Source organism: Streptomyces sp. CA189, assembly GCF_056428985.1.
This window is the reverse complement of sequence record NZ_JBWJVM010000008.1, coordinates 132,682-153,787: the sequence shown is the minus strand read 5'-3', so window position 1 is coordinate 153,787 and position 21,106 is coordinate 132,682. Positions and strand designations below refer to the sequence as shown.

The window sequence follows — 21,106 nt, the reverse complement described above, 5'->3', positions numbered from 1 at the left end:
GCCCGACTCAGGCAGCCAGGCGTACGGGGAGCAGCTCGGGCCGCTTGGCCGTGCGGCCGTCTCCGGAGGAGCGCCCGCGCAGCCGCCGCCCGATCCAGGGCCCGGCGAAGCCCACGGCCCACCGCAGCTCCCCGGCGACGCCCCGCAGGCCCGCCGGGGCGGCGGGCGGCGGGCCGGGCAGCGGGCGGGTCCACGCCTCGTCGCTGCCGGGCAGCCCCAGGGCGTGCGCGACCCCGGCGGCGATCATCGCGTGGCCGGACGGCGCCGCGTGCAGCCGGTCCGCGCTCCACATCCGGGGGTCCGTGGAGGCCTCGTGGCGGGCGAAGTCGGCGACGGCCACCCCGTGCCGCTCCGCCGCCCGGCGTATCCGCTCGTTGAGCGCGGTGACGCGCGGGGCCGCCCCCTTGGCGATCGGGACGAGCTTCGCGATGTCGGGGAAGGTGACGGTGGCGACGCGGGCGCCCTGCGCGGTGAGCGCGGCGAACATCGCCTCCAGGTGCCCGGCGACCTCGTCGGCGTCGAACCGGGGCCGCAGCACGTCGTTGACCCCGGCGACCACGGTGGCCAGGTCGGGACGGAGCGCGAGGGCCGGCCCGAGCTGCCCCTCGCGGACCCCCGCGGCGAGGCGGCCCCGCACGGCCAGGTTGGCGTAGAGCACATCGGGCTCGTGCACCGCGATCATCTCGGCGAGCCGGTCGGCGCACCCGCGCAGTCCGGTGCGGTCGTCCCCGTCTCCCACGCCCTCGCTCTGGCTGTCGCCGAGCGCCACGTACCGGGTCGGCCGCCGCTGCTCACTGCTCTCCACGGGATGCCCGCCTCTCGTTCAGAATGATCGTGGTGCGCTCGTACCAGGCCCGGTTGGCCCGCTCGAACTCCAAGCCGCGCAGGCAGGTGAGGTAGGGGCCGATGCGTGCGCCGTGGCGCAGGAACTCCTCCTCCGTGCGCTCGCCGCGCATCGAGCGCAGCAGCTTCTCGAACAGCGCCTCCTTGGCCGTCGCGAACGCGGTCCGCTCCGCGAGCTGTGCGATCAGCGCCCCCGCGTCCACGTACTCGGCCGCCTGGACCTTCACGAGCAGGTCGTCGCGGATGACGCAGGGCTTGGTCTCGGCGGCGGTGAAGCGCTCCAGCTCGGCCAGTCCGGCGTCGGTGACCTGGAACAGCCGCTTGTTCGGCCGGGTGTCCTGGACCACCTCGCGGCCCGCGATGAACCCTTCCCGCTCCAGCCTGGCCAACTCGGCGTAGAGCTGCTGGGGCAGGGCGTGCCAGAAGTTGGCCACGCCCGTGCCGAAGGCCTTGGCCAGCTGGTAGCCGCTCAGCTCCTCGTCGAGCAGCGCCGCCAGTACGGCGTGGCGCAAAGCCATCGGTCGGTCTCCTCGGGATCGTGCGCGGCAGCGTCTTCTCAGGAACGTGACTTCTCAGGACGTGTCTTTCCAGGACGTGTCTTCTCAAGGCCGCCCGGGCCATGATAGTCAAGAAACTGACTAATCACATCGGTGACTATCAAGGAGTCCTCATGACCACGGACACGAGCACGGCCGACCGGTTCCGCGCCGCCGTCGACCGTCAGGACCTGGCCGCACTGGACGCTCTGTTCACCGAGGACGTCCGGCTCAACAGCCCGGTGAAGTCGAAGCCCTTCGAGGGCAAGCCCGCCGTACTGGCCCTCTTCCGCGTCCTCCTGCGCACCTTCGAGGACTTCCGCTACGTCGGCCGCTTCGAGGGCGGCGTCCAGTCCGGGGCGGACGCGTCCGACGGGCCGGAGGGACCGGCGACCGTGCTGCCGTTCCGGACCACCGTGAACGGCCGGCAGGTGCACGGCATCGACATGCTGCACCTCGCGCCCGGTGGCCTGATCAGCGAGATCACCGTGATGATCCGCCCCCAGACGGCGGTCCTGGCCGTCGGCGAGGCGGTCCTCGCCGGGCTGATCGCCGACGGCCTGGTCGAGGCGGCGCCGGCGGCCGGCTGAGCGGCAGGCCGAGGCGCCGGCTGACCCGACCTCCGGCGGCGGCCCAGTAGACTCGGTGCCCGTGGCGGATACCCAGTACGAAGACCTGTTGAAGCTGGTGCTCACCTCCGGGACGGCGAAGGCCGACCGGACGGGCACGGGCACCCGGAGTGTCTTCGGGCACCAGCTGCGTTACGACCTCTCGCAGGGGTTCCCCCTGGTGACCACCAAGAAGGTGCACCTCAAGTCGATCGTGTACGAGCTGCTGTGGTTCCTGCGCGGCGAGTCGAACGTCGGCTGGCTGCGCGACCACGGCGTCACGATCTGGGACGAGTGGGCCGACGAGAACGGCGACCTCGGCCCGGTCTACGGCGCCCAGTGGCGCTCCTGGCCCACCCCGGACGGCCTGCACATCGACCAGATCACCGAGGTCCTCGACACGCTGCGCCGCGACCCGGACTCGCGCCGGATGATCGTCTCGGCCTGGAACGTCTCCGAGCTGTCCAAGATGGCGCTCGCGCCGTGCCACGCCTTCTTCCAGTTCTACGTGGCCGACGGCAAGCTCTCCTGCCAGCTGTACCAGCGCAGCGCGGACCTGTTCCTCGGCGTGCCGTTCAACATCGCCAGCTACGCCCTGCTCACCCACATGGTGGCGCAGCAGGCCGGCCTGGAGCCGGGCGACTTCATCTGGACCGGCGGCGACTGCCACATCTACGACAACCACGTCGAGCAGGTGACCGAGCAGATCTCGCGCACCCCGTTCGAGTTCCCCGAGCTGGAGCTGCACCGGGCCGACTCGCTCTTCGACTACGCCTACGGCGACGTGAAGGTGGTCGGCTACCAGCACCACCCGGCCATCAAGGCCCCGGTCGCGGTATGAGCGGCAGCACGGACACCGGCATGAACGTCGGCATGAACGTCGGGCTGATCTGGGCGCAGAGCGCCGACGGTGTGATCGGCGCGGACAACGGGATTCCCTGGCGGCTGCCCGAGGACATGGCCCACTTCAAGGCCACCACCCTCGGCCATCCGGTGGTGATGGGCCGCAAGACGTGGGATTCCCTTCCCGCGCGGTTCCGCCCGCTGGCCGGGCGGCGCAACATCGTGGTGACGCGCGATCCCGAATGGACCGCCGAGGGCGCGGAGCGCGCCGGGTCCATCCCGGAGGCCCTGGAGATCGCGGCCGGGCAGGGCGAACGGGCTGGGCAGCCCCGGCCCGCCGTCCCCGTCCCCTCCGCCGCCGCCGCGTGCTGGGTGATCGGCGGCGGAGAGGTCTACCGTGCCGCAGTGGCCCACGCCGTGATGCTCTCGGTGACCGAGGTCGACGCGTTGGTGGTCGGCGACACCCACGCCCCGGAGCTGGACCCGGCGTGGACCGTCGCCGAGGACGGGGGCTGGCAGTCCTCGGTGACCGGACTGCGCTACCGCATCCGCACCTACACCCGGTAGCCGCAGGCGCGACCCCTACTCCCCCGGCGGGCGCATCCGGAAGTTGTACGCGGCCGGCAGCGGGCGGTCGGTGAGGGTGGCCCAGACCTCCGAGAGGGTCTCCTCGCCCTCGCGGAGGTCGGGCAGTTCGAAGCCCTCTTCGAAGACCCGCCGGGCCGCGCCCACATGGCCCTCCGCCGCGAGCAGCCGGGCCGCCGACAGCCGGAAGCGGCCCTCCTCGCGCAGGGCGGGGCGCAGCCGGTCCCACACCGAGCGGGCCTCCGCCAGCAGCCCCGCCGCCAGCAGGGACCCCAGCGCCTCCCGGCCCAGGGCCGATTCGGCGGCCAGCCAGGCCGTGCCGCCCCGGCTCTCCTGGGTCAGGTCCTCGAAGGCCTCGGCGTACCAGCGGGCCGCCCGGGCCGGGTCGCCGGCCAGGTCGTCGGCGACCGCCAGGCACCTCAGCAGCGGCCACCGCGAGGGGGCCAGCGCCAGCCCGCGCTCCCAGCTCCGTACCGCCTGGGCGATGTCCCCGGCGTGCCACTGGGCGACCCCGAGGTGGTACTCGGTCAGCGGGTCGGCCGCGGCTGTCTCCAGCATGTCCCGCCAGTGCGGGGCGACCAGGCTCGGGCCGGGCGGCGCCACCCGCCGCGGGGCGGGGAAGACCCCGGTGCGCCACAGCTCCAGCCAGGGGGCCTGGTCCTCGTCGAGGGTGTCCTCCGCGAAGGGCGTGCCGGGCAGCTTGTGGCCCCCGCACAGCACCTCCAGCGCGCCCCAGCCGGAGCCGGCCGCCAGCCGCTCCCCCGGTTCGGTGTCGGCGCACCCGCGCCACGCCTCGTACGCCGCGTCCACGGCCGGCCCGGGCAGCGCGGACTCCAGTGCCGCCCCGGCCGCGGCGCGGGCCGCCGTCCAGTCGTCCCCGTGCACCGCGAGCGGGTCCGCGGACAGGGCTCCGTAGGCCTCCAGCCAGCTGAACTCCGCGCCCGCGTCCAGCCGTACGTGCTCCAGCTGGGTCCGGGCGAGCCCGGCCTGGATCTCCGCGTACCCGCCCGTGCCGGGCTCGGTCAGCCACTCCTGCCAGCGCCGGCCGCCCTCGCCCGCGCCCCAGACGAAGAGCTTGCGGCCGCGCAGCCGGGCCGTCGAGGTCTGGACGAGTCCGCGGCCGTCGGCGTCGAGGGAGGCGATCCAGGGCCGGGTCCCGGCTTCGACCTCGTAGAAGAAGTCGGCGGGGTACGTGCTGCGCAGCGGGTACGTGCGGTCCGTGCCCTCCCATCCGGGTACGGGGATGCGCCGGAGGGAGCGCTCGTACCCGAAGTGCCAGGCCTCGTCGGCCGGGGCCAGGACGCGGGTGCCGGGCTCCTCGGGCACGGCGATGTTGGACCACCAGTAGACGGGCGCGGGCCGCTCGTGCGGATTGCGGACGCGGACGCCGACGTAGAGGAACTCCGAGTCCTCGGGCAGCCACAGGTCCACCTGGAAGGGCAGGTCGCGCAGCCTCTCCCACTCCCAGAGCCGCACCATGACTCCCCCGTCGGGCGCCGGGACGAGCGCGGCGTGCAAGGGTGCGCAGGAGAGCGTGGTGTGGCCGGTGGCGCCGAGGTTCCACTCGATGCCGCCGGAGAACCAGGCGCCGTTCAGCGCGAAGTTGGCGGGCTGGAACACCGGGTTGCGGTAGAGCAGTTCGCGTCCGGAGGGGAGGTGGACGAGCGAATGGATCCGGCCGCCGAGACCGGGCAGGACGGTGGCGCGCAGATGCGCGTTCTCGATGACGATCGTCTCGAAGTCCCGCTCGGTGCGCTGCCGTTGGTAGCCGTCCCGGATCCGGACGGGGAGCAGCGAGCGCAGCGGCTCGTACCCGATCTGGCGTGCCATGTCGCGCGGCAGACCCTCGCGCGAGCGGTCGTCCAGCGCGTGCACCCCGCCGGACTCGCGGAGGGCGGGCAGCGGGTTCTCGGGACCCAACGGGGCTGCGGGAAGGGTCAGTACGGAGCGGCGGACGGTGGTGGCCATGAGGGAAATGGAACACGCCACGGCCGTCCGTGCACAGGGATTCGGCGGATCGCCACCGGTCAGGATTACGCAAAGCCTTTTGCCGTACGGACCGGTGGCCGATCATGGAGGGCATGAGCGGTGTGAGCAGAAGAGGCGAGTTCTTCCCCGGGGACGAGTCCGGAAGCCGGTTCACCGGACCGGCGACCGGCGACGAGCGGCGGATGCTTGCCGGCATGCTGGGGGCCCAGCGCGCGACGCTGCTGCTCAAGTGCGCCGGACTGGGTGCGGAGTTGGCCGCCCGGTCGGTGGAGCCGTCCACCCTGTCACTGCTGGGCCTGGTACGCCACCTCGCGGACGTGGAGCGCCGCTGGTTCCGGCAGGTGCTGGCCGGGCTGGATGCCCCGGCCCTGTTCTCCTCCGCGGCCCACCCCGACGGGGACTTCGACGGCGCGGTGTCCGCGCCGGGGGAGGCCGAGCGTGCGTGGGAGGCGTGGCGCGCGGAGGTGGAGTTCGCGGAGCGGTTCACGGAGCGGGCTCCCGACCTGGAGGTCTCCGGGAAGGACGGCTGGCGGGGCGAGGTCTCGCTGCGCTGGGTGCTGATCCACATGATCGAGGAGTACGCCCGGCACAACGGCCACGCCGACCTGCTGCGCGAGCGCATCGACAGCGCGATCGGGTTCTGAGCGGGGGCGGCCCGCTCCGGCGCCGGCCGGGTGCCCGGCCGCCCCGATCCGAAAGACCCGGGCCCTACGCGAACGCGCCCGCCACCAGGTCCGCGAGCAGGGCTCCGGCGCGCCCGTCCGGGTCCAGGTCCGGGTCGTAGATGGTGACGTTGAGCCCGACGCAGCGCGGGGAGCTGATCAACACGCCGAGCAGTTCGGCGAGTTCGTCGGGGATCAGGCCGCCCGGGTCCGGGCTGTCGACGGCCGGCATCACGGACGGGTCCAGGACGTCGGCGTCCAGGTGGACCCAGAACCCGGCGGTGGCCGGGGGCTGGAGCCCCGTCAGGGCGGTACGGGCCACCGGCCCGGCGCCCCGGTCGCGGATCGCCCCCACGGTGGCGGCGAAGATCCCGGCGGCGCGCAGCTCGGGGAGGTCCGGGTCCCCGTCGCGCAGTCCGAAGAGCCGTACGTCCTCGTCGCGCACGTAGGGCCCGCGGCCCTCCAGGTCCGCGAGGTCCGGCTGGCCTCGGCCGGTGGCGAGGGCCAGCTCCTCGCCGCCGGCCGCGCCGACGGGACCGTTGACGGCCTCGTTGCCGGGGTGGCGGAAATCGGCGGAGCCGTCGATCGCGGCGATTCCGTACCTCCCGAGGCGCCGCATGGCCAGGGAGGCGCCGAGCTGGATGGAACAGTCGCCGCCGAGCACGACGGGGAACTCCCCGGCGCGCAGGTGGTCCTCGATCCGGTCGGCGAGGGCGACGGTGTACGCGGCAAGGGCCCCGGCGTGGAACACCCCGTCACCCTCCTTCCAGTCGCCCCGGTCGTAGCGCGGCGGGACGACCACCCCGCCCTCGCGCGCGCCGAGGCGAGCCAGCAGGCCCTGTTCGCGCAGGGCCCCGGCCAGTTTGTACACACCGGGCACGGCGCCCGGGGCCGGGGGGCGGAGCCCGAGGTTGGACGGTGCGTCGAGGAGCACGAGGGTTCGCATGGACTCATCCTGTGCGATGCGGGGACCCGGGACATGGCATTTCGGCCGTGATCGCCCAGCGTTCGTGGTCCCGCCAGGCCCCGGCGACGTGGAGGAAGTCCGGCGACAGCCCCTCCCGCCGGAAGCCGAGCCCGCGGACGAGGGCGATCGAGGCGGTGTTTCCCGGCTGAATATTGGCCTCCAGCCGGTGCAGTGCGAGCCCTTCGGCGGCGAAGGCGTGGCCGACGGCGAGGGCGAGCGCCTCCCGCATGAGCCCCCGGCCCGCCGCGTGCGCGAAGGCCCCGTACCCGAGCGCGCCGCACCGAAAGGCGCCGAGGACGATGTTGTTGACGTTCACGAAGCCGGCGAGCGCGCCCGACTCCCGCTCGCACACGAGGAATCCGGCCCTGCCCGCCGCAGCGGCCCCGGCCGCGCCCCCGGCCGCGCCGGCGATCAGCGGGGCGGCGTACGCCTCGTAGGCCTCCTCGGTCGCGGGCGGCGACAGCCACGGGTGGTGGAGCTCCCGGCTCTCGCGCACCCGGGCGGTGAACTCGGCCGCGTCAGTGGGCCGGTAGGGCCGCAGCCCGATCCGGCCGCCCTCGGCGAGGTACGAAAAGAACGGCATCGCCCCAGGCTAGGGGCTGTGGCAGGATCCCGATGTGATCATCACCCCGAACACCGAAGAACTCCTCCGCGCGGCCGCGTACAACAACGCCGCGTGGTGCGCGGCGGTCTGCCGCGACGGCGGCTTCACCGCCGAGGCCTGGAGCAGCCCGCGCCCGACCCCGCTCTACTACCCGGACGCCGTGACCCTCACCCGGGACACCGACACGGCCGCGCTGCTCGCCGGGATCGACACCGGTGCGCCGCACGCCTCGGTCAAGGACAGCTTCGCCGTGCTCGACCTGGCTCCGGCCGGCTTCGAGGTCCTCTTCGGCGCCGAGTGGATCCACCGCCCGGCGTCCGCTCCCGACGCCGCCCCGGCCCTGGCCTGGAGCCGGATCTCCGGCCCCGAGGAGCTGGCGGCGTGGGAGACGGCCTGGGACGGCGAGGAGAGCACCGGCCTGTTCCACCCGGGGCTGCTCACGGGGGATTCGGAGGAGGCCGCGAACGGCGCCGGGCACACCGGGGACATCGCCTTCCTCGCGGGGCGGGACCCCGAGGGGCGGATCCTCGCCGGGGCCGCCGCCAACCGCACCGGCGAGGTGGTCGGCATCTCCAACGTGTTCAGCGCGGACGGAACCCCGGAGGACGAGGCCTGGAGGGGCGCGCTGACCCTGGCCGCCTCGCTCTGGCCCGGCCTGGGGATCGTCGGCTACGAGTCGGGGGACGACCTCGACACGGCGCTGCGCCACGGCTTCACCGCCATCGGCCCGCTCCGCGTCTGGGTCCACTCCGGCTGACCGCGTCGGGGTCCACTCGGCCCGACCGCGTCGGGGTCCACTCGGGCCGACCGCCCGGCCCCGGTCTCCCGGGCACGGGCCCGCCACGGGCCGAGTAGCGGGCCCGCTACTTGCGCCGCCGGGCGAAGTACGCCCCGCACAGCCCGCCCAGCACCGCCGCGATCAGGAGGGCGACGTAGAGCGGCATCGTCACCTGCGGGATCAGCAGCCGGATCTTGGTGGAGCGGGTGTTCTCGAAGATGAACACCAGGGTGAGCACCGCGAGCGCGGCGATGCCGGCGCGGCCCGGGGTGATCGACCCGCGACCCTTGCCGCGGTTCTTGGACGTGTGGGAGCTCATGGCCCCATCGTCTGCTCGCGGCGGCCCGGGGGCTCAGTCGGACAGGGCCAAACGGGGGATGTCCGCCCGCTCGAACCCGAACACCTGCGCGTACAGGGACAGCTCCGCCTCCAGTGCCCGGACCATCGTGTCGGCGCGCCGGAAGCCGTGCCCCTCGCCCTCGAAGGCCACGTAGGCGTGCGGTACCGCGCGCCCGCGCATCGCGGCCAGCAGCCGCTCCGCCTGCGCGGGCGGGCAGACCGGGTCGTCCAGGCCCTGGAGCAGGACGAACGGCGCGGTGATCCGATCGGCGAGGGCCACCGGGGAGCGCTCGCGGCTGCGCAGGGCCAGGGTCTGCGGGGGTCCGGCGAGGCCGTCGACGTAGCGGGACTCCAGGTCGTGGGTCTCCGCGGCGAAGCCGGCCAGGTCCAGTACGGGGTAGATGATCGCCGCGCACGCGTACAGGCCGGTGGACGCCAGCGAGGCGGCCGCCGTCCAGCCGCCCGCGCTGCCGCCCCGGATGGCGAGCCGGTCCGGGTCGGCGGTGCCCTCGGCGGCCAGGGCCCGTGCCACGGCGGCGCAGTCCTCCACGTCGACGACGCCCCACTGTTCGCGCAGCCGTTCCCGGTAGGCGCGCCCGTAGCCCGTGGAGCCGCCGTAGTTGACCTCGACGACGCCGATGCCGCGCGAGGTGAAGTAGGCGATGTGCAGGTCGAGTACGGGCGGCACGTGGTCGGTGGGGCCGCCGTGCGCCCACACCACGTACGGGGGCAGCTCGTCGGCCCGGGCGCGCAGCACGGGGTGGTGCGGCGGGTAGACGTGGGCGTGGATCTCCCGGCCGCCCCGGCCGAAGAAGGTCCTGCTCTGCGGCTCCGGGTAGTACGCGGGGTCGGCCCGGTCGGCCGGTCCCGGTCCCGGTCCGCCGGCCCCCGCGCCCCTGTCCGCCCCCGGCATGCCGCGGCCGCCCACCACCCGGGCGTGCCCGGTGACCGTGTCCAGCTCCACCACCTCGTACGCGCTGCGCGGGCTGGCCGCGACCCCGTAGACCCGGCCGCCGCTGACGGCGAGCGTGGGCTGCCAGGCCGTCCACGGACCGGCCGCGTCGACCAGGTCCCCGCTCTCCGGGTCGAGCACGCCGAGCACCGACGAGCCCCGGCCGTGCAGGACGGCCACCAGTCCGTCGGGGAGCGCCGCGATCCAGCGCAGGCCGGGCTTCCACAGCGGCCCGCCGAACTCCTCTTCCCGGGGGCACAGGTTGACGGCCTCGCCCGTGTCCCGGTCCACCCGGTACGGGTTCCACCAGCCGCCCCGGTCGCTCACCGCGAGGAGGCTTCCGCCGGTGGTCCACTCGACCTGCGCGACGGCCTCCTCGGGTCCGCCGAGCACGGTACGGGGGTCCGCGAGCCGGCCGTCGGGGGTGACCTCGGCGAGCCGGAGCTCGGTGCCGTCCCACGGCATCCGGGGGTGGTCCCACACCAGCCAGGCCGCCTGCCGCCCGTCCGGGGAAAGCCGGGGGCCGGTGCTGAACCGGTACCGGTCGTCGGTCAACTCCCTTACTCGGGAGCGGTCTTCGGCGGCCGACCCGTCCAGCGGTACGGCGGCCGGCACCCGGCGCACCTCGGTCGGCGCGGCTCCGGTGAACTCCTCCAGCACGCACCAGACTTCACCATCGCGCAGCACCGGATCGGCCCAGCGCAGCCCGCCGCCGACCGCCGAGACGGGGGTCAGGGCCCGCGGGGCGGGGCTGCCGGGCGCGTCCGGCTCGTACGCGTACAGCCGCTGGTCGGCGAAGTGGACGAAGACCACCAGCGGTCCGCCCAGGGGCCGTTCGGCGCCCGCCCAGGGCAGGCCGCCGTACTCGGTGACCCTGCTGCGCACGTTCCACGGCGCCGGCAGCGCGCAGACGGCGGGTCCGCCGTCCGCGGGCCGGCGGACCAGGGCGCGGCGGCCTCCTTCGGTCGGCCGGGGCTCCGTCCACCACACCTCGGCGCCGATCGCGCCGAGGTACTCGGGCCTCCCGTCGAGGGAGGCGGCGAGCGCGGCTCCGATGGGCGAGGGCCAACTGCCATAGGGGGCGGTGCCGTCGCCCCGCGCGGTCATCACAGGGCGCGCAGGGCGCGATCGAGGACGCGGACCCCGAAGTGCAGGGCGTCGACGGGCACCCGCTCGTCCACTCCGTGGAAGAGGGCCCAGTAGTCGAAGCCGGGCGGCAGCTTGAGCGGGGAGAAGCCGTAGCCGGTGATGCCGAGCCGGGAGAACTGCTTGGCGTCGGTGCCGCCCGCCATGCAGAAGGGCACCACGTGGCCTTCGGGGTCGAAGGCCTCGACGGACTCGCGCAGGATCCCGTACGTCCGCCCGTCCACGGGGGCTTCGAGGGCCACCTCCCGGTGGTGGAACTCCCAGTGCACGTCGGGGCCGGTGAGCTCATCGAGGGTGGCGGTGAACTCGGCCTCGCCGCCCGGCAGCATCCGGCCGTCCACGTACGCGGTGGCGGTGCCGGGGATGACGTTGAGCTTGTAACCGGCGCTGAGCATGGTCGGGTTGGCGCTGTTGCGGACGGTCGCGTCGACGAGGGCGCCGGCCGGGCCGAGCTTGTTGAGGATCTGGTCGAGCTGGAATCCGGGGGCCCGCGGGTCGACCGACATCCCCTGCAGGGCGGCGAGTTCGGTAATGCAGGCGGTGACGGTGTCGGTAAGGTGGACCGGCCAGTCGTGCTCGCCGATGCGGGCGACGGCGGCGGCGAGCCGGCTGACCGCGTTGGCCCGGTTGGGCTTGGAGCCGTGTCCGGCGGTGCCGGTCGCGGTGAGCTTCAGCCAGGCGGTGCCGCGCTCCCCGGCGGCGATCGGATAGAGGGTCTGCCCGGGGGCGGTGTGCACGGTGAAGGCGCCGGATTCGCTGATGCCCTCGGTGCAGCCTTCGAAGAGTTCCGGGTGGTGGTCGGCGAGGAAGCCCGAGCCGTCGACCGCGCTGTCCTCCTCGTCGGCGGTGTAGGCGATCACGATGTCCCGCCGGGGCTTCACGCCGGCCCGCGCCCAGGCCCGTACGACGGCCAGCACCATCGCGTCCATGTTCTTCATGTCGACGGCGCCGCGGCCCCAGACCACCCCGTCCCGGACCTCGCCGGAGAAGGGGTCCACGCTCCAGTCGGCGGCCTCGGCCGGGACCACGTCGAGGTGGCCGTGGACAAGGAGGGCGGGGGCGGTGGGGTCGGTGCCCGCGATCCGGGCCACCACGTTGGTGCGGCCCGGGGTGCGCTCCAGCAGCGCGGGCTCCAGGCCGATGTCCGCGAGCCGCTCGGCGACGTACTCGGCGGCCGGGCGCTCCCGGCAGTCGCCGCCGCCGCGGTTGGTGGTGTCGATGCGGATCAGGCCGGAGGTGAACTCGACGGCCTCGTCGAGCGCCACCCGGTCGACGGGGGTGCTGTCGACGGGGGCGTGGGCGCCCGGCTCGGACATGTCAGCCATACTGCTCCTCCACCGCTGCCGAGACGATCGTGGTGACCGCCTTGAAGGTCCGGATCCCCTCGTACATCGTCCCGCTGGTGTACCCGACCCTACGCTCACCCGCCCGCTCGACCCCGGGCACCACCGTGGCGGCCATCGCCAGGTGCTCGGCGTCGAACTCCACCTCCACCGTGAACGGCCCCCCGCGCACCGGCTCGTGGCGGACGGCGAGGGCCGCGGCCTCCTTGGCGGCGGCCCGGATGTCGGCGGCCGTACGGGCCGGGGTGCGGCAGACGGCGGCGTAGCGCGACACGTGGTCCTTGACGGCGACGGTCACCGCGTCCGGGGCGTAGCCGGCGGCGTCGGCGCAGGTCAGGTCGTCTCCGGTGACGAGGACCACCGGGACCCCGTACTCGGCGACCACGTGCGCGTTGAGCAGGCCCTCGCTGGCGCGGGTCCCGTTGATCCAGACCCCGGTGATGGAGTTGGCGAGGTAGGTGTGGGCGAGCACGCCCTCGGCTCCGGCGCCGGTGTGGTAGCCGACGAAGGCGATGCCGTCGACGTCGCCGTGCTGGACGCCCTCGACCATGGAGAGGGATTTGTGGCGGCCGGTGAGCATCTCGACGCGGGCGTCGAGCCGCTCCAGCAGCAGGTTGCGCATCGTCCAGTGGGCCTCGTTGACGAGGACCTGGTCGGCGCCCGCGTCGTAGAACCCGAGGACGGCGGCGTTCACGTCGGAGGTGAACATGGTCCGGCAGCGTTCCCACTGCGGGGTCCCGGGCAGCACGTCGGCGGGCCAGGTGACGCCGGTGGCGCCTTCCATGTCGGCGGAGATGAGGATCTTCATCGGGCCCCCGGGCGGTCGGTAGCGCTGGGGCCCCACCCTAGCCCTCCGGCCCTCGCGGGCCCCGGGGCCACGCCCGCGCCGCGGCACGCCTTCACCCTCCCCGGAGCGGGGAGGGGTCGTTTCACCCGATCCGGTGAGGCCCGGTCCCCGGCCCCACCGGCAACGGCCTTGCTCAGCCCTTGACTTCGGCGGCCAGGTTGGCGAGGAAGGTGTCGTAGATGCGGGCCAGGCCCTTGGGCGCGAAGGTGCGCTCGAAGAAGCCGCCGATGCCGCCCGCGCCGTCCCACACGGTGGTGACGACGGCCTTGGACTTGCCCTCGCCCGCCGGGGTGACCGTCCAGGTGGTGACCATGGAGGAGTTGCGGTCCTTCTCCACGAGCTGGCCGTCGGTGGGCTCGGTGACCTCCAGCAGGCAGTCGCGGACCCGCTTGCTCGTGGCCTGGAGCTTCCAGTGGACGAGGGTGCCCTCGCCGTCGCCGCCCTCGCGCACCTCGTACTCGCTGAAGTGCTCGGGCAGCAGCTTGCCCCGGGTCCCGGTGTAGTCGGCCAGCGCGTCGAACACGGTCTCCGCGTCCGCCCCGATGATGCGTTCCGTGGTGGCCTCGACCTGCGCCATGGCTACTCCTCCAACAGTTGTGATTCCAAGCGATTCCAAGCGTGGTGATCGCCCGTCGCGCCAAGCCAACCACCTCCGGCGCGGGCGCCCAAATCCGGGTGACCTGTCGCAGGGAAGGCCGACAACGCCGAGGGGCCGGGACGTGGAGGGGAACGGCGACGGAGACGTACGGAGGACTCCTGTCAAGTAACGAATAGCCGGGGCTACGGCCCCGTCCCCGACCGGGGCACGGTGGAAATCCGCCGTCCCGCACCAGAGCGGGACGAACCGCCACCCGGATCGGAGACCCCGATGTCCCGTCGCGCAGGCGTCTTCGTGACCCGCCGTCCCGGACTCGTCCTCTTCGCCGCCCTCGTGTTCCTCGCACTGTCCGTCGTGTTCGGCGCTGAGGCCACCGGCCGGCTGAAGACGCAGGGGTACGACGACCCCCGGTCGCAGTCCAGCCGCGCCGCCCGCGCGGCCGCCGAGCGCCTGGGGGCCTCCCCCAACCTGGTCGTCGTCGCGCAGGCCCGCGACGGCTCCGTCGACGGCCCGGCGGCCCGGAGCGAGGGCGAGGAGCTGACCCGCCGGCTCGCCGCCCAGCCGCACGTGAGCGCCGTGACCTCGTACTGGACCGGCGGCGCGGCGGAACTGCGCAGCCGGGACGGCCACGCGGCCATGCTGGTCGCGCACGTGGACGGGGAGGGCGAACAGCTCGGCGCGCGGGTCGAACGGTTGAGCGAGGAGCTGACCGCCGCCGGCGCCCACGGCGCTCACCTGCGGCTGGGCGGCGAGCCGGCCCTGACCGTGCACGTGGGAGGGTCGGCGCTCACCGACGCCGAGCTCCAGGACATCGCGGAGTCCGACCTGAAGCGGGCCGAGGCCGTCGTGCTGCCGGGCACCCTGATCCTGCTGGTCCTGGCGTTCGGCAGCGTCGTGGCCGCCGCGCTGCCGCTGCTGATCGGAGTCCTCGCCATCGCCGGGACCCTGCTGGTCCTGAGCGTCCTCGGCTCCGTCACCGACGTGTCCGTCTTCGCGCTGAACCTCACCACGGCGCTCGGCCTGGGGCTGGGCATCGACTACGGGCTGCTGATCGTCTCGAGGTTCCGCGAGGAGCTCGCCGCCGGGTACCTCCCGCGGACGGCCGCCATCCGGACCGTGCGCACGGCCGGCCACACGATCGCCTTCAGTGCCGCGACGGTCTGCGCCGCGCTCGCGACGCTGCTGGTGTTCCCGCCGTACTTCCTGCGCTCCTTCGCCTACGCGGGCATCGCCGTGGTGGCCATCGCCGCCGTGAGCGCCGTGACCGTCCTGCCCGCTCTGCTCACGCTGCTCGGCAAGCGCGTGAACGCCTGGCCCGTGCCGTGGCGCCGCCGGGCCCGTACGGGCTCCGGATCGCGCTTCTGGGAGGGGCTGGCGCGGATCGTCGTCCGCCGCCCGCTGCTCGCGGCGCTGCCGGTGATCGGCCTGCTGGTGGTCCTCGCCGCGCCGTTCGCGCACGCCGGTTTCGCCACCCCCGACGACCGGGCGCTGCCGACGAGCGCGGCCAGCCGGCAGACCGGTGACCTGGTGCGCGACGCGTTCGACATGAAGGGCGCCGACGCGCTCACCGTCTCCGTGACGGGCACGGCGCCCCGGTCGGCGCGGGAGGACTACGTCCGCAGGCTGTCCGCGCTCCCCCAGGTCGCCCAGGTCTCCGAAGTCTCCGGGGTCTCCCCGGTCGCCGGGCCCGGGGGCGACGGTCCGGTGCAGCTCTCCGTGGTGCCGCGGGTCGACCCCCGCTCGCGGGCGGCCCAGCAGCTCGTGCACGACGTCCGCGCGACCCCCGCCCCGGCGGGCACCGAGGTCCTGGTCGGCGGACCGAGCGCGGTACTGGTCGACGCGAAGGACACGGTGGGGGACCGGATTCCGCTGGCGCTCGCCCTGATCACCGGCACCACGTTCGTGCTGCTCTTCGGCTTCACGCGCAGCCTGCTCCTGCCGCTCAAGGCCATCGCGCTGAACGCCCTGAGCCTGACAGCCGTCCTGGGAGTGATGGTGTGGATCTTCCAGACGGGCCATCTGAGCGGCCTCCTCGGGTTCACGCCCGGACCGCTCAGCACGACCATGCCGGTGCTGCTGTTCTGCATCCTCTTCGGGCTCTCGGTGGACTACGAGGTGTTCGTCCTGGCCCGGATCAAGGAGGCGCACGACGCCGGGGCGAACAACACCGACTCGATCGTCACGGGCATCGCCCGGACGGGAGGCATCGTCACCACGGCCGGCGCCCTGCTCGCGTTCACCCTCTTGAGCTTCGGTACCTCCCAGGTCTCCCTCCTGCAGTTCTTCGGCATCGGCGCGGGTCTGGGCGTCCTCCTCGACGCCACGCTCGTGCGGGGCGTCCTCGTACCGGCGCTCATGCGCCTGGCGGGCGGCCTGAACTGGTGGGCACCGAAGGCGCTGAGGGCCAAAGCGCCCCAGCCGGCGCCCCGGCCGCCACCGGTCACCGCGAGGCGGTGCGCCCCGGGCCGTTGCTCCCCGAGCCGCACCGTCGTCCGTACCCACGCCCACGCCCACGCGCGCCGCTGAGCACCTGGCGCTCCCCCCGTCCAGTCCCGCTCCCTCCAGCCCCGCCCAGCCCCTCCAGCCCCGCCCAGCCCCGGCCGCCGTCCGTCCAGGGCGCTACGACAAGGAAGACCCATGACTGACATCGCCATCGTCGGACTCGGCTGCCGCTTTCCCGCCGCCCCCGACATCCGCGCCTACTGGAAGCTCCTGATGAGCGCGGAGCGTCAGTTCTCCGCCGTCCCGGGGGAACGCTGGAACCACGGGACCTTCCACGAGCCGGGCAACCGGTCGGCACCCAACGCCTCGTACACCGACCAGGTCGCCTTCCTGGAGGACCTGGACCGCTTCGACGCCGCGCACTACGGGGTGCCGCCCGCTCGCGCCCGGGCCATGGACCCGCAGCACCGGCTGATGCTCGACGTCAGCCGCGAGGCGCTCGCCGACGCGGGGATGGGCCGCGGCGACTTCGACCGCGAGACCACCGGGGTGTTCTTCGGAATATCGGTGTCCGACTACAAGGACCTCATGACGGCCCCCCTCCGGGCCATCACCCTGGCCGAGCACGCGCACACGGCCGACGACGGCGCCGAGACCGGGGACACCGCCGACGCAGCCAGGGAGCGGGCGCGGCAGCTCGGCACCATCGACGCCTTCACCCTGCCGGGGAGCCTGCTCAACATGGCGGCCGGGACCGTCAGCCGCCACTTCGACCTCGGCGGACCCAGCTTCGCCGTCGACGCCGCCTGTTCCGGTTCACTGGTCGCCCTCGACCAGGCCATCGCCCAGGTGCGGTCCGGCAGCTGCCGGACCGCCCTCGTCGGCGGCGTGTACCTCAACCTCACCCCCGACAGCCTGGTCGGCTTCTCCCGACTCCGCGCCCTGTCCGCCGCCGGCGTGTGCCGCCCGTTCGACGCCGAGGCCGACGGCTTCGTCCTCGGCGAAGGCGCCGGTGTCGTCGTCATACGGCCCCTCGCCGACGCCCTCGCCGCCGGCGACCGCGTCTACGCGGTGATCAAGGGCATCGGCTCGGCCAACGACGGCGCCTCCCCCGGCCCCCTGGTCCCCACCTCCGAAGGCCAGCTCCGCGCCATGCGCCGGGCCTACGACGACGCCGGCGTCGCCCCGTCCTCCGTGGGCTTCCTGGAAGCCCACGGCACCGGCACCGCCGCCGGGGACCGTGCCGAGGCCGAGGCCCTGCGCCGACTGCGCACCGAGTACCCCGACGACGACCCCGCCCTGTGCTACCTCGGCGCGGGCAAGGCCCTCATCGGACACTCCCTGGCCGCGGCCGGCATCGCAGGACTCATCAAGACGGCCCTGGTCGTCCACCACCGCACGATCGTCCCGCAGCCGGCCACCACCCCCCACCCCGACCTGGGCATCTCCGCCGCCGGCCTGCGCTTCGCCGACACCACGCGGCCCTTTCCGGACACCGGCACCCCGCGACGCGCCGCCGTCAGCTCGTTCGGCTTCGGCGGCACCAACGTCCACGTGGTGCTGGAAGAGCGCCCCGAACCGGTACGCGGTCATCTCCCGGACCGCACCGAAGACGCCGGAGACACCGGACCCCAGCTCGTCTTCCTCTCGGCCGGCAACGCCGAGCTGCTGGACCAGCACATCGGCGACGTACTCGACGCACTCGACACGGCGGACCGTGCCCCGCTGGCCGCCGTGGCCCACACCCTCGGCTCCCGCGAACCACTGACCGCCCGACTCGCGGTCGTCGCCACCAACACGAACACGTTCACCGAACGCCTGCGCCACGCCCGTGAGCAGCTCCTCGCCGGCACCCGCGGCGACCTCGGCGACGGCGCCTTCGCCGCCGACGCCCCCCTGCCCGCCGCACAACGCCGCATCGCCTTCCTCTTCCCCGGCCAGGGCAGCCAGCGACCGGGCATGATGCGCGACCTCCACGACAGGTTCCCCGCCTACCGCTCCGCCATCTGCGTCCTCAGCGCCGTGGCCCGCGCCGACCTCGGCTACGACCTGGCCGACCTCCTGTACGGCGATGAGGCCCAGTCCCACGGCGACACCGAGGAACTCAGGAAGCGGCTCGCCTCCACCGAGGTATGCCAGCCCCTGCTCGGCACCGTCCAGATCGCCGCCACCCGCATCCTCGCCGACTGCGGCATCACCCCCGACCTCGCCCTGGGCCACAGCGCCGGAGAGTTCGCCGCGGCCGCGGCCGCCGGAGCGCTCACCAACGTGGACACGGTCCGGCTGCTGGTCCACCGGGGTGCGACCCTCCGCCAGGCCGAGGCCCGCTTCCCGGGGGGCGGGATGCTCGCCGTGCAGACCGACGAGGAGACCTGCCTCCGGCTCGTCGACGGGATCGACGGCGTCTGGCTCGCCTGCTTCAACCAGCCGCGACAGATCGTCGTCAGCGGCACGGCAGAAGGCCTCGCCGCCCTGCGCAAGGCCTGCGCCGAAGCCGGGGTCGTCACCGCGACGCTCGACGTGTCCAACGCCTTCCACTCCCCGCACCTGGCCGCCGTCGAGGACACCATCCGCTCGGGCCTCACCGCCCGCCCGATCGCCGGCCCCGTCCTGCCGTTCGTCTCGTCCGTGAACGCCGAGGTCTGCACCGACCCCGACCAGCTGCGCGCCCTGTGGACCCGACACGCGTCCGCCCCGGTCCTCTTCGGCGACGCCGTCCGCACCGCCTACGACCAGGGGGCCCGCATCTTCCTCCAGGTGACGGGGGGCACCTCGCTCCTCACCTCGGCCCGCCGCAACCTCACCGGCCACGGCGACATCCACATCGTCCCCGCCGCCGGAGAGGAACCCGACAACGGACACACCTTCACCCTGGCCCTTGCCCGACTCGCGGTCCTGGGCGCCCCCGTCGACCCCCGCGCCCTGATCCCCGAAGAGGACCGCCGGCTGCTGGACCTGCCGGTGGCCGGGCTCGCCACCCAGTCCTACTGGGTGCCGGCCAGGCGCGCCGCGAAGCAGGACCCCGCCGCCGCCTCCCTCCCGCCGCGGCCCGTCCGGTCCGGCGAGCCCGTGCAGCCCGTAGAACCCGCACAGCCCGAGGAGACCTCGATGGACGCCCCGACGCACGCCCCGATGGACGAACTGCTCCAGCTGGTCCAGCAGCAGGCGGAACTGCTCGCCCGCCTCACGGGGACGCTCCCCGCGCCGGTGCCCACCGCACCCGCCGTACCCGCCGTACCCGCGGCCGCGGCTTTCGAGGAGTCCGTGGCCCCCGCCGCGGCCCCCGCCGACCCGCCCGCCCCGCGCGCGGTGGCCGACGAGGTCACCGACGAGGTCACCGACGCCGTGCTCGCGCAGGTGGCCCGGATCAGCGCCTTCCCGGTGGAGCAGCTGAGCGACGACCAGCTGCTGATCGACGACCTCGGCTTCGACTCGCTGATGCTGACCGACCTCCTCACCTCCCTCGCGCGGCAGTGGCCGCAGTGGACCTTCGACGAGCGGGCCGCCGACCGGCCGACCGTCGCCCGGCTCGCCGCGCTGATCACGGGCGACTGCCCGGAGGCCACGGCGGCGACGGCCGTCCCCGGGCAGCGCGCCGGACACGGTGACGGGACCCCGCCGACGGCGTCCGCCGACCTGACGCCGGCCGTGGTGGCTCACGAGCCGCCCGCGGCGGACTCCCCCCGCCTGCGCGTGGTCCCGACGCCCCCGGACCGGCCGACCAACCACCCGGCCGCGCCGGAGGAGCACACGCGGATCGACCGCTTCCCGGAGGTCGCCGCCCACGGTGAGCGGATCGGCACGCTCGCCGGGCTGGGACTCGCCAATCCGTACTTCCTCGTCCACGAAGGCGGCATGACGGACACGACGGTCATCGACGGCCGGGAACTCGTCTCCTTCTCCAGCTACAACTACCTGGGCATGGCGACCGACCCGAAGGTGAAGGCGGCCGCCAAGGAGGCGGTCGAGCGCTACGGCACCTCGGTGTCCGCCAGCCGGCTGCTGTCCGGCAGCCGCCCGCTCCACCTGGAACTCGAAACGGAACTCGCCGAGCGGCTCGGATGCGAATCCGCGATCACCCTGGCCAACGGACACGCCACCAACGTCACCGTGATCGGGCACCTCATCGGCCCCGGGGACCTCGTCCTCCACGACTCCCTCGCCCACGACAGCATCCTGCAGGGCTGCAAGCTCTCCGGCGCGACCCGGCGGCCGTTCCCGCACAACGACGCGGCCGCACTCGACGCGCTGCTCGGCCAGGTCCGCGACCAGTACCGGCGGGTGCTCATCGTCATCGAGGGCGTCTACAGCATGGACGGCGACATCGCCGACCTGCCCGCACTCATCGAGGTCAAGCACCGCCACGGCGCGCTGCTGATGATCGACGAGGCCCACAGCATCGGCACGATCGGCTCGACGGGCATGGGCATCGGCGAGTACCACGGCATCGAGCGCTCGGCCGTCGACCTGTGGTCGGGCACGCTATCCAAGGCACTGGCCAGCTGCGGCGGCTACGTCGCCGGGAGCCGCGCGGTCGTCGAGTACCTGCGCTACACCGTGCCGGGCTTCGTCTACAGCGCCGGCATGACCCCCGCCGACACCGCCGCCTCCCTGGCCGCCCTGCGCCTCCTGAGCGCCGAGCCGCAGCGCGTCACGCGTCTCGCGGACAACGCCTCGCTGTTCGTCCGCCTGGCGCGCGAGGCGGGCATCGACGTCGGGGACAGCCACGACACGCCGGTCGTCCCGTGCATCGTCGGGGACTCGCTGAAGACCCTGAAGCTCGCGGAGGCCCTCTTCCAGCAGGGCATCAGCGTCAACCCCATCCTCTACCCGGCCGTACCCGAGGAAATGGCCCGGCTGCGCTTCTTCATCACCTGTGACCACACGCCCGACCAGATCCGCCGGGCCGTGACACTCCTGGAGCGCGAACTGCGTCAGCCGGCCGCGTCCGCGGCCACCGCCGCCCCCGCCGCCGCGTGAACCCCCGCCGCCGCCCATTCGGCCTGCCGCCAGGCCGAGTGGGC

17 protein-coding genes are annotated in these 21,106 nt (G+C 74.0%); 7 read left to right on the top strand and 10 right to left on the bottom strand.

Annotation, left to right across the window (positions count from 1 at the left end; all coding sequences use genetic code 11):
* Positions 1 to 7: 7 nt before the first annotated feature.
* Positions 8 to 805 (bottom strand): SGNH/GDSL hydrolase family protein, encoded by a 798-nt coding sequence (locus AC061S_RS09550; RefSeq protein WP_478685410.1) that lies wholly within the window; start codon positions 803 to 805, stop codon positions 8 to 10.
* Entirely contained in the window at positions 792 to 1,361 is a 570-nt protein-coding gene (locus AC061S_RS09545) for a PadR family transcriptional regulator (RefSeq protein ID WP_478685409.1), read from the bottom strand. The genes AC061S_RS09550 and AC061S_RS09545 overlap by 14 nt, the downstream gene beginning before the upstream one ends.
* Before the next feature lie 152 nt (positions 1,362 to 1,513).
* On the opposite strand from AC061S_RS09545, the gene AC061S_RS09540 reads away from it, so the two are divergent.
* From AC061S_RS09540 to AC061S_RS09530, 3 genes are all read left to right on the top strand, one after another.
* Entirely contained in the window at positions 1,514 to 1,969 is a 456-nt protein-coding gene (locus tag AC061S_RS09540) for a nuclear transport factor 2 family protein (RefSeq protein ID WP_478685408.1), read from the top strand.
* Between the two features lie 61 nt (positions 1,970 to 2,030).
* Entirely contained in the window at positions 2,031 to 2,828 is a 798-nt protein-coding gene (locus AC061S_RS09535; RefSeq protein WP_478685407.1) for a thymidylate synthase, read from the top strand.
* A gap of 32 nt (positions 2,829 to 2,860) precedes the next feature.
* Positions 2,861 to 3,397 carry a dihydrofolate reductase gene (locus AC061S_RS09530; RefSeq protein WP_478685463.1) on the top strand — a complete coding sequence of 179 codons (537 nt, stop codon included), beginning with the start codon at positions 2,861 to 2,863 and terminating at the stop codon, positions 3,395 to 3,397.
* A gap of 15 nt (positions 3,398 to 3,412) precedes the next feature.
* On the opposite strand, the gene AC061S_RS09525 is transcribed toward AC061S_RS09530, so the two are convergent.
* Positions 3,413 to 5,383, bottom strand: coding sequence for a DUF5107 domain-containing protein (locus AC061S_RS09525; protein ID WP_478685406.1), 1,971 nt, complete (start codon positions 5,381 to 5,383; stop codon positions 3,413 to 3,415).
* Between the two features lie 113 nt (positions 5,384 to 5,496).
* On the opposite strand from AC061S_RS09525, the gene AC061S_RS09520 reads away from it, so the two are divergent.
* Positions 5,497 to 6,048 carry a DinB family protein gene (locus tag AC061S_RS09520; protein WP_478685405.1) on the top strand — a complete coding sequence of 184 codons (552 nt, stop codon included), beginning with the start codon at positions 5,497 to 5,499 and terminating at the stop codon, positions 6,046 to 6,048.
* A gap of 64 nt (positions 6,049 to 6,112) precedes the next feature.
* Here AC061S_RS09520 and AC061S_RS09515 read toward each other — a convergent pair whose 3' ends face one another.
* Positions 6,113 to 7,012 carry an arginase family protein gene (locus AC061S_RS09515; protein ID WP_478685404.1) on the bottom strand — a complete coding sequence of 300 codons (900 nt, stop codon included), beginning with the start codon at positions 7,010 to 7,012 and terminating at the stop codon, positions 6,113 to 6,115.
* Between the two features lie 4 nt (positions 7,013 to 7,016).
* Positions 7,017 to 7,616, bottom strand: coding sequence for a GNAT family N-acetyltransferase (locus AC061S_RS09510; RefSeq protein WP_478685403.1), 600 nt, complete (start codon positions 7,614 to 7,616; stop codon positions 7,017 to 7,019).
* Between the two features lie 34 nt (positions 7,617 to 7,650).
* On the opposite strand from AC061S_RS09510, the gene AC061S_RS09505 reads away from it, so the two are divergent.
* The gene (locus AC061S_RS09505; protein WP_478685402.1) at positions 7,651 to 8,394 is read left to right on the top strand and encodes a hypothetical protein; all 744 of its coding nucleotides are present in this window, start codon (positions 7,651 to 7,653) and stop codon (positions 8,392 to 8,394) included.
* A gap of 106 nt (positions 8,395 to 8,500) precedes the next feature.
* On the opposite strand, the gene AC061S_RS09500 is transcribed toward AC061S_RS09505, so the two are convergent.
* From AC061S_RS09500 to AC061S_RS09480, 5 genes are all read right to left on the bottom strand, one after another.
* The gene (locus AC061S_RS09500; RefSeq protein ID WP_243341673.1) at positions 8,501 to 8,734 is read right to left on the bottom strand and encodes a LapA family protein; all 234 of its coding nucleotides are present in this window, start codon (positions 8,732 to 8,734) and stop codon (positions 8,501 to 8,503) included.
* Between the two features lie 33 nt (positions 8,735 to 8,767).
* The gene (locus AC061S_RS09495; protein WP_478685401.1) at positions 8,768 to 10,813 is read right to left on the bottom strand and encodes a prolyl oligopeptidase family serine peptidase; all 2,046 of its coding nucleotides are present in this window, start codon (positions 10,811 to 10,813) and stop codon (positions 8,768 to 8,770) included.
* The gene (locus AC061S_RS09490) at positions 10,813 to 12,168 is read right to left on the bottom strand and encodes a M20/M25/M40 family metallo-hydrolase (RefSeq protein WP_478685462.1); all 1,356 of its coding nucleotides are present in this window, start codon (positions 12,166 to 12,168) and stop codon (positions 10,813 to 10,815) included. Before AC061S_RS09490 ends, AC061S_RS09495 begins: the two co-directional genes overlap by 1 nt.
* Position 12,169: 1 nt before the next feature.
* Positions 12,170 to 13,003, bottom strand: a complete 834-nt coding sequence (locus AC061S_RS09485; protein WP_478685400.1) for a M55 family metallopeptidase — start codon at positions 13,001 to 13,003, stop codon at positions 12,170 to 12,172.
* Positions 13,004 to 13,175: 172 nt separating this feature from the next.
* On the bottom strand, positions 13,176 to 13,619 hold the full coding sequence (locus AC061S_RS09480) for an SRPBCC family protein (RefSeq protein WP_478685399.1): 444 nt from the start codon (positions 13,617 to 13,619) through the stop codon (positions 13,176 to 13,178).
* Positions 13,620 to 13,910: 291 nt separating this feature from the next.
* Between AC061S_RS09480 and AC061S_RS09475 the strand changes: the two genes are divergently transcribed.
* Both AC061S_RS09475 and AC061S_RS09470 read left to right on the top strand, forming a co-directional pair.
* Positions 13,911 to 16,166 carry an MMPL family transporter gene (locus AC061S_RS09475; protein WP_478685398.1) on the top strand — a complete coding sequence of 752 codons (2,256 nt, stop codon included), beginning with the start codon at positions 13,911 to 13,913 and terminating at the stop codon, positions 16,164 to 16,166.
* A 111-nt stretch (positions 16,167 to 16,277) separates the two neighbouring features.
* The gene (locus AC061S_RS09470) at positions 16,278 to 21,062 is read left to right on the top strand and encodes an aminotransferase class I/II-fold pyridoxal phosphate-dependent enzyme (RefSeq protein WP_478685397.1); all 4,785 of its coding nucleotides are present in this window, start codon (positions 16,278 to 16,280) and stop codon (positions 21,060 to 21,062) included.
* Positions 21,063 to 21,106 lie beyond the last annotated feature (44 nt).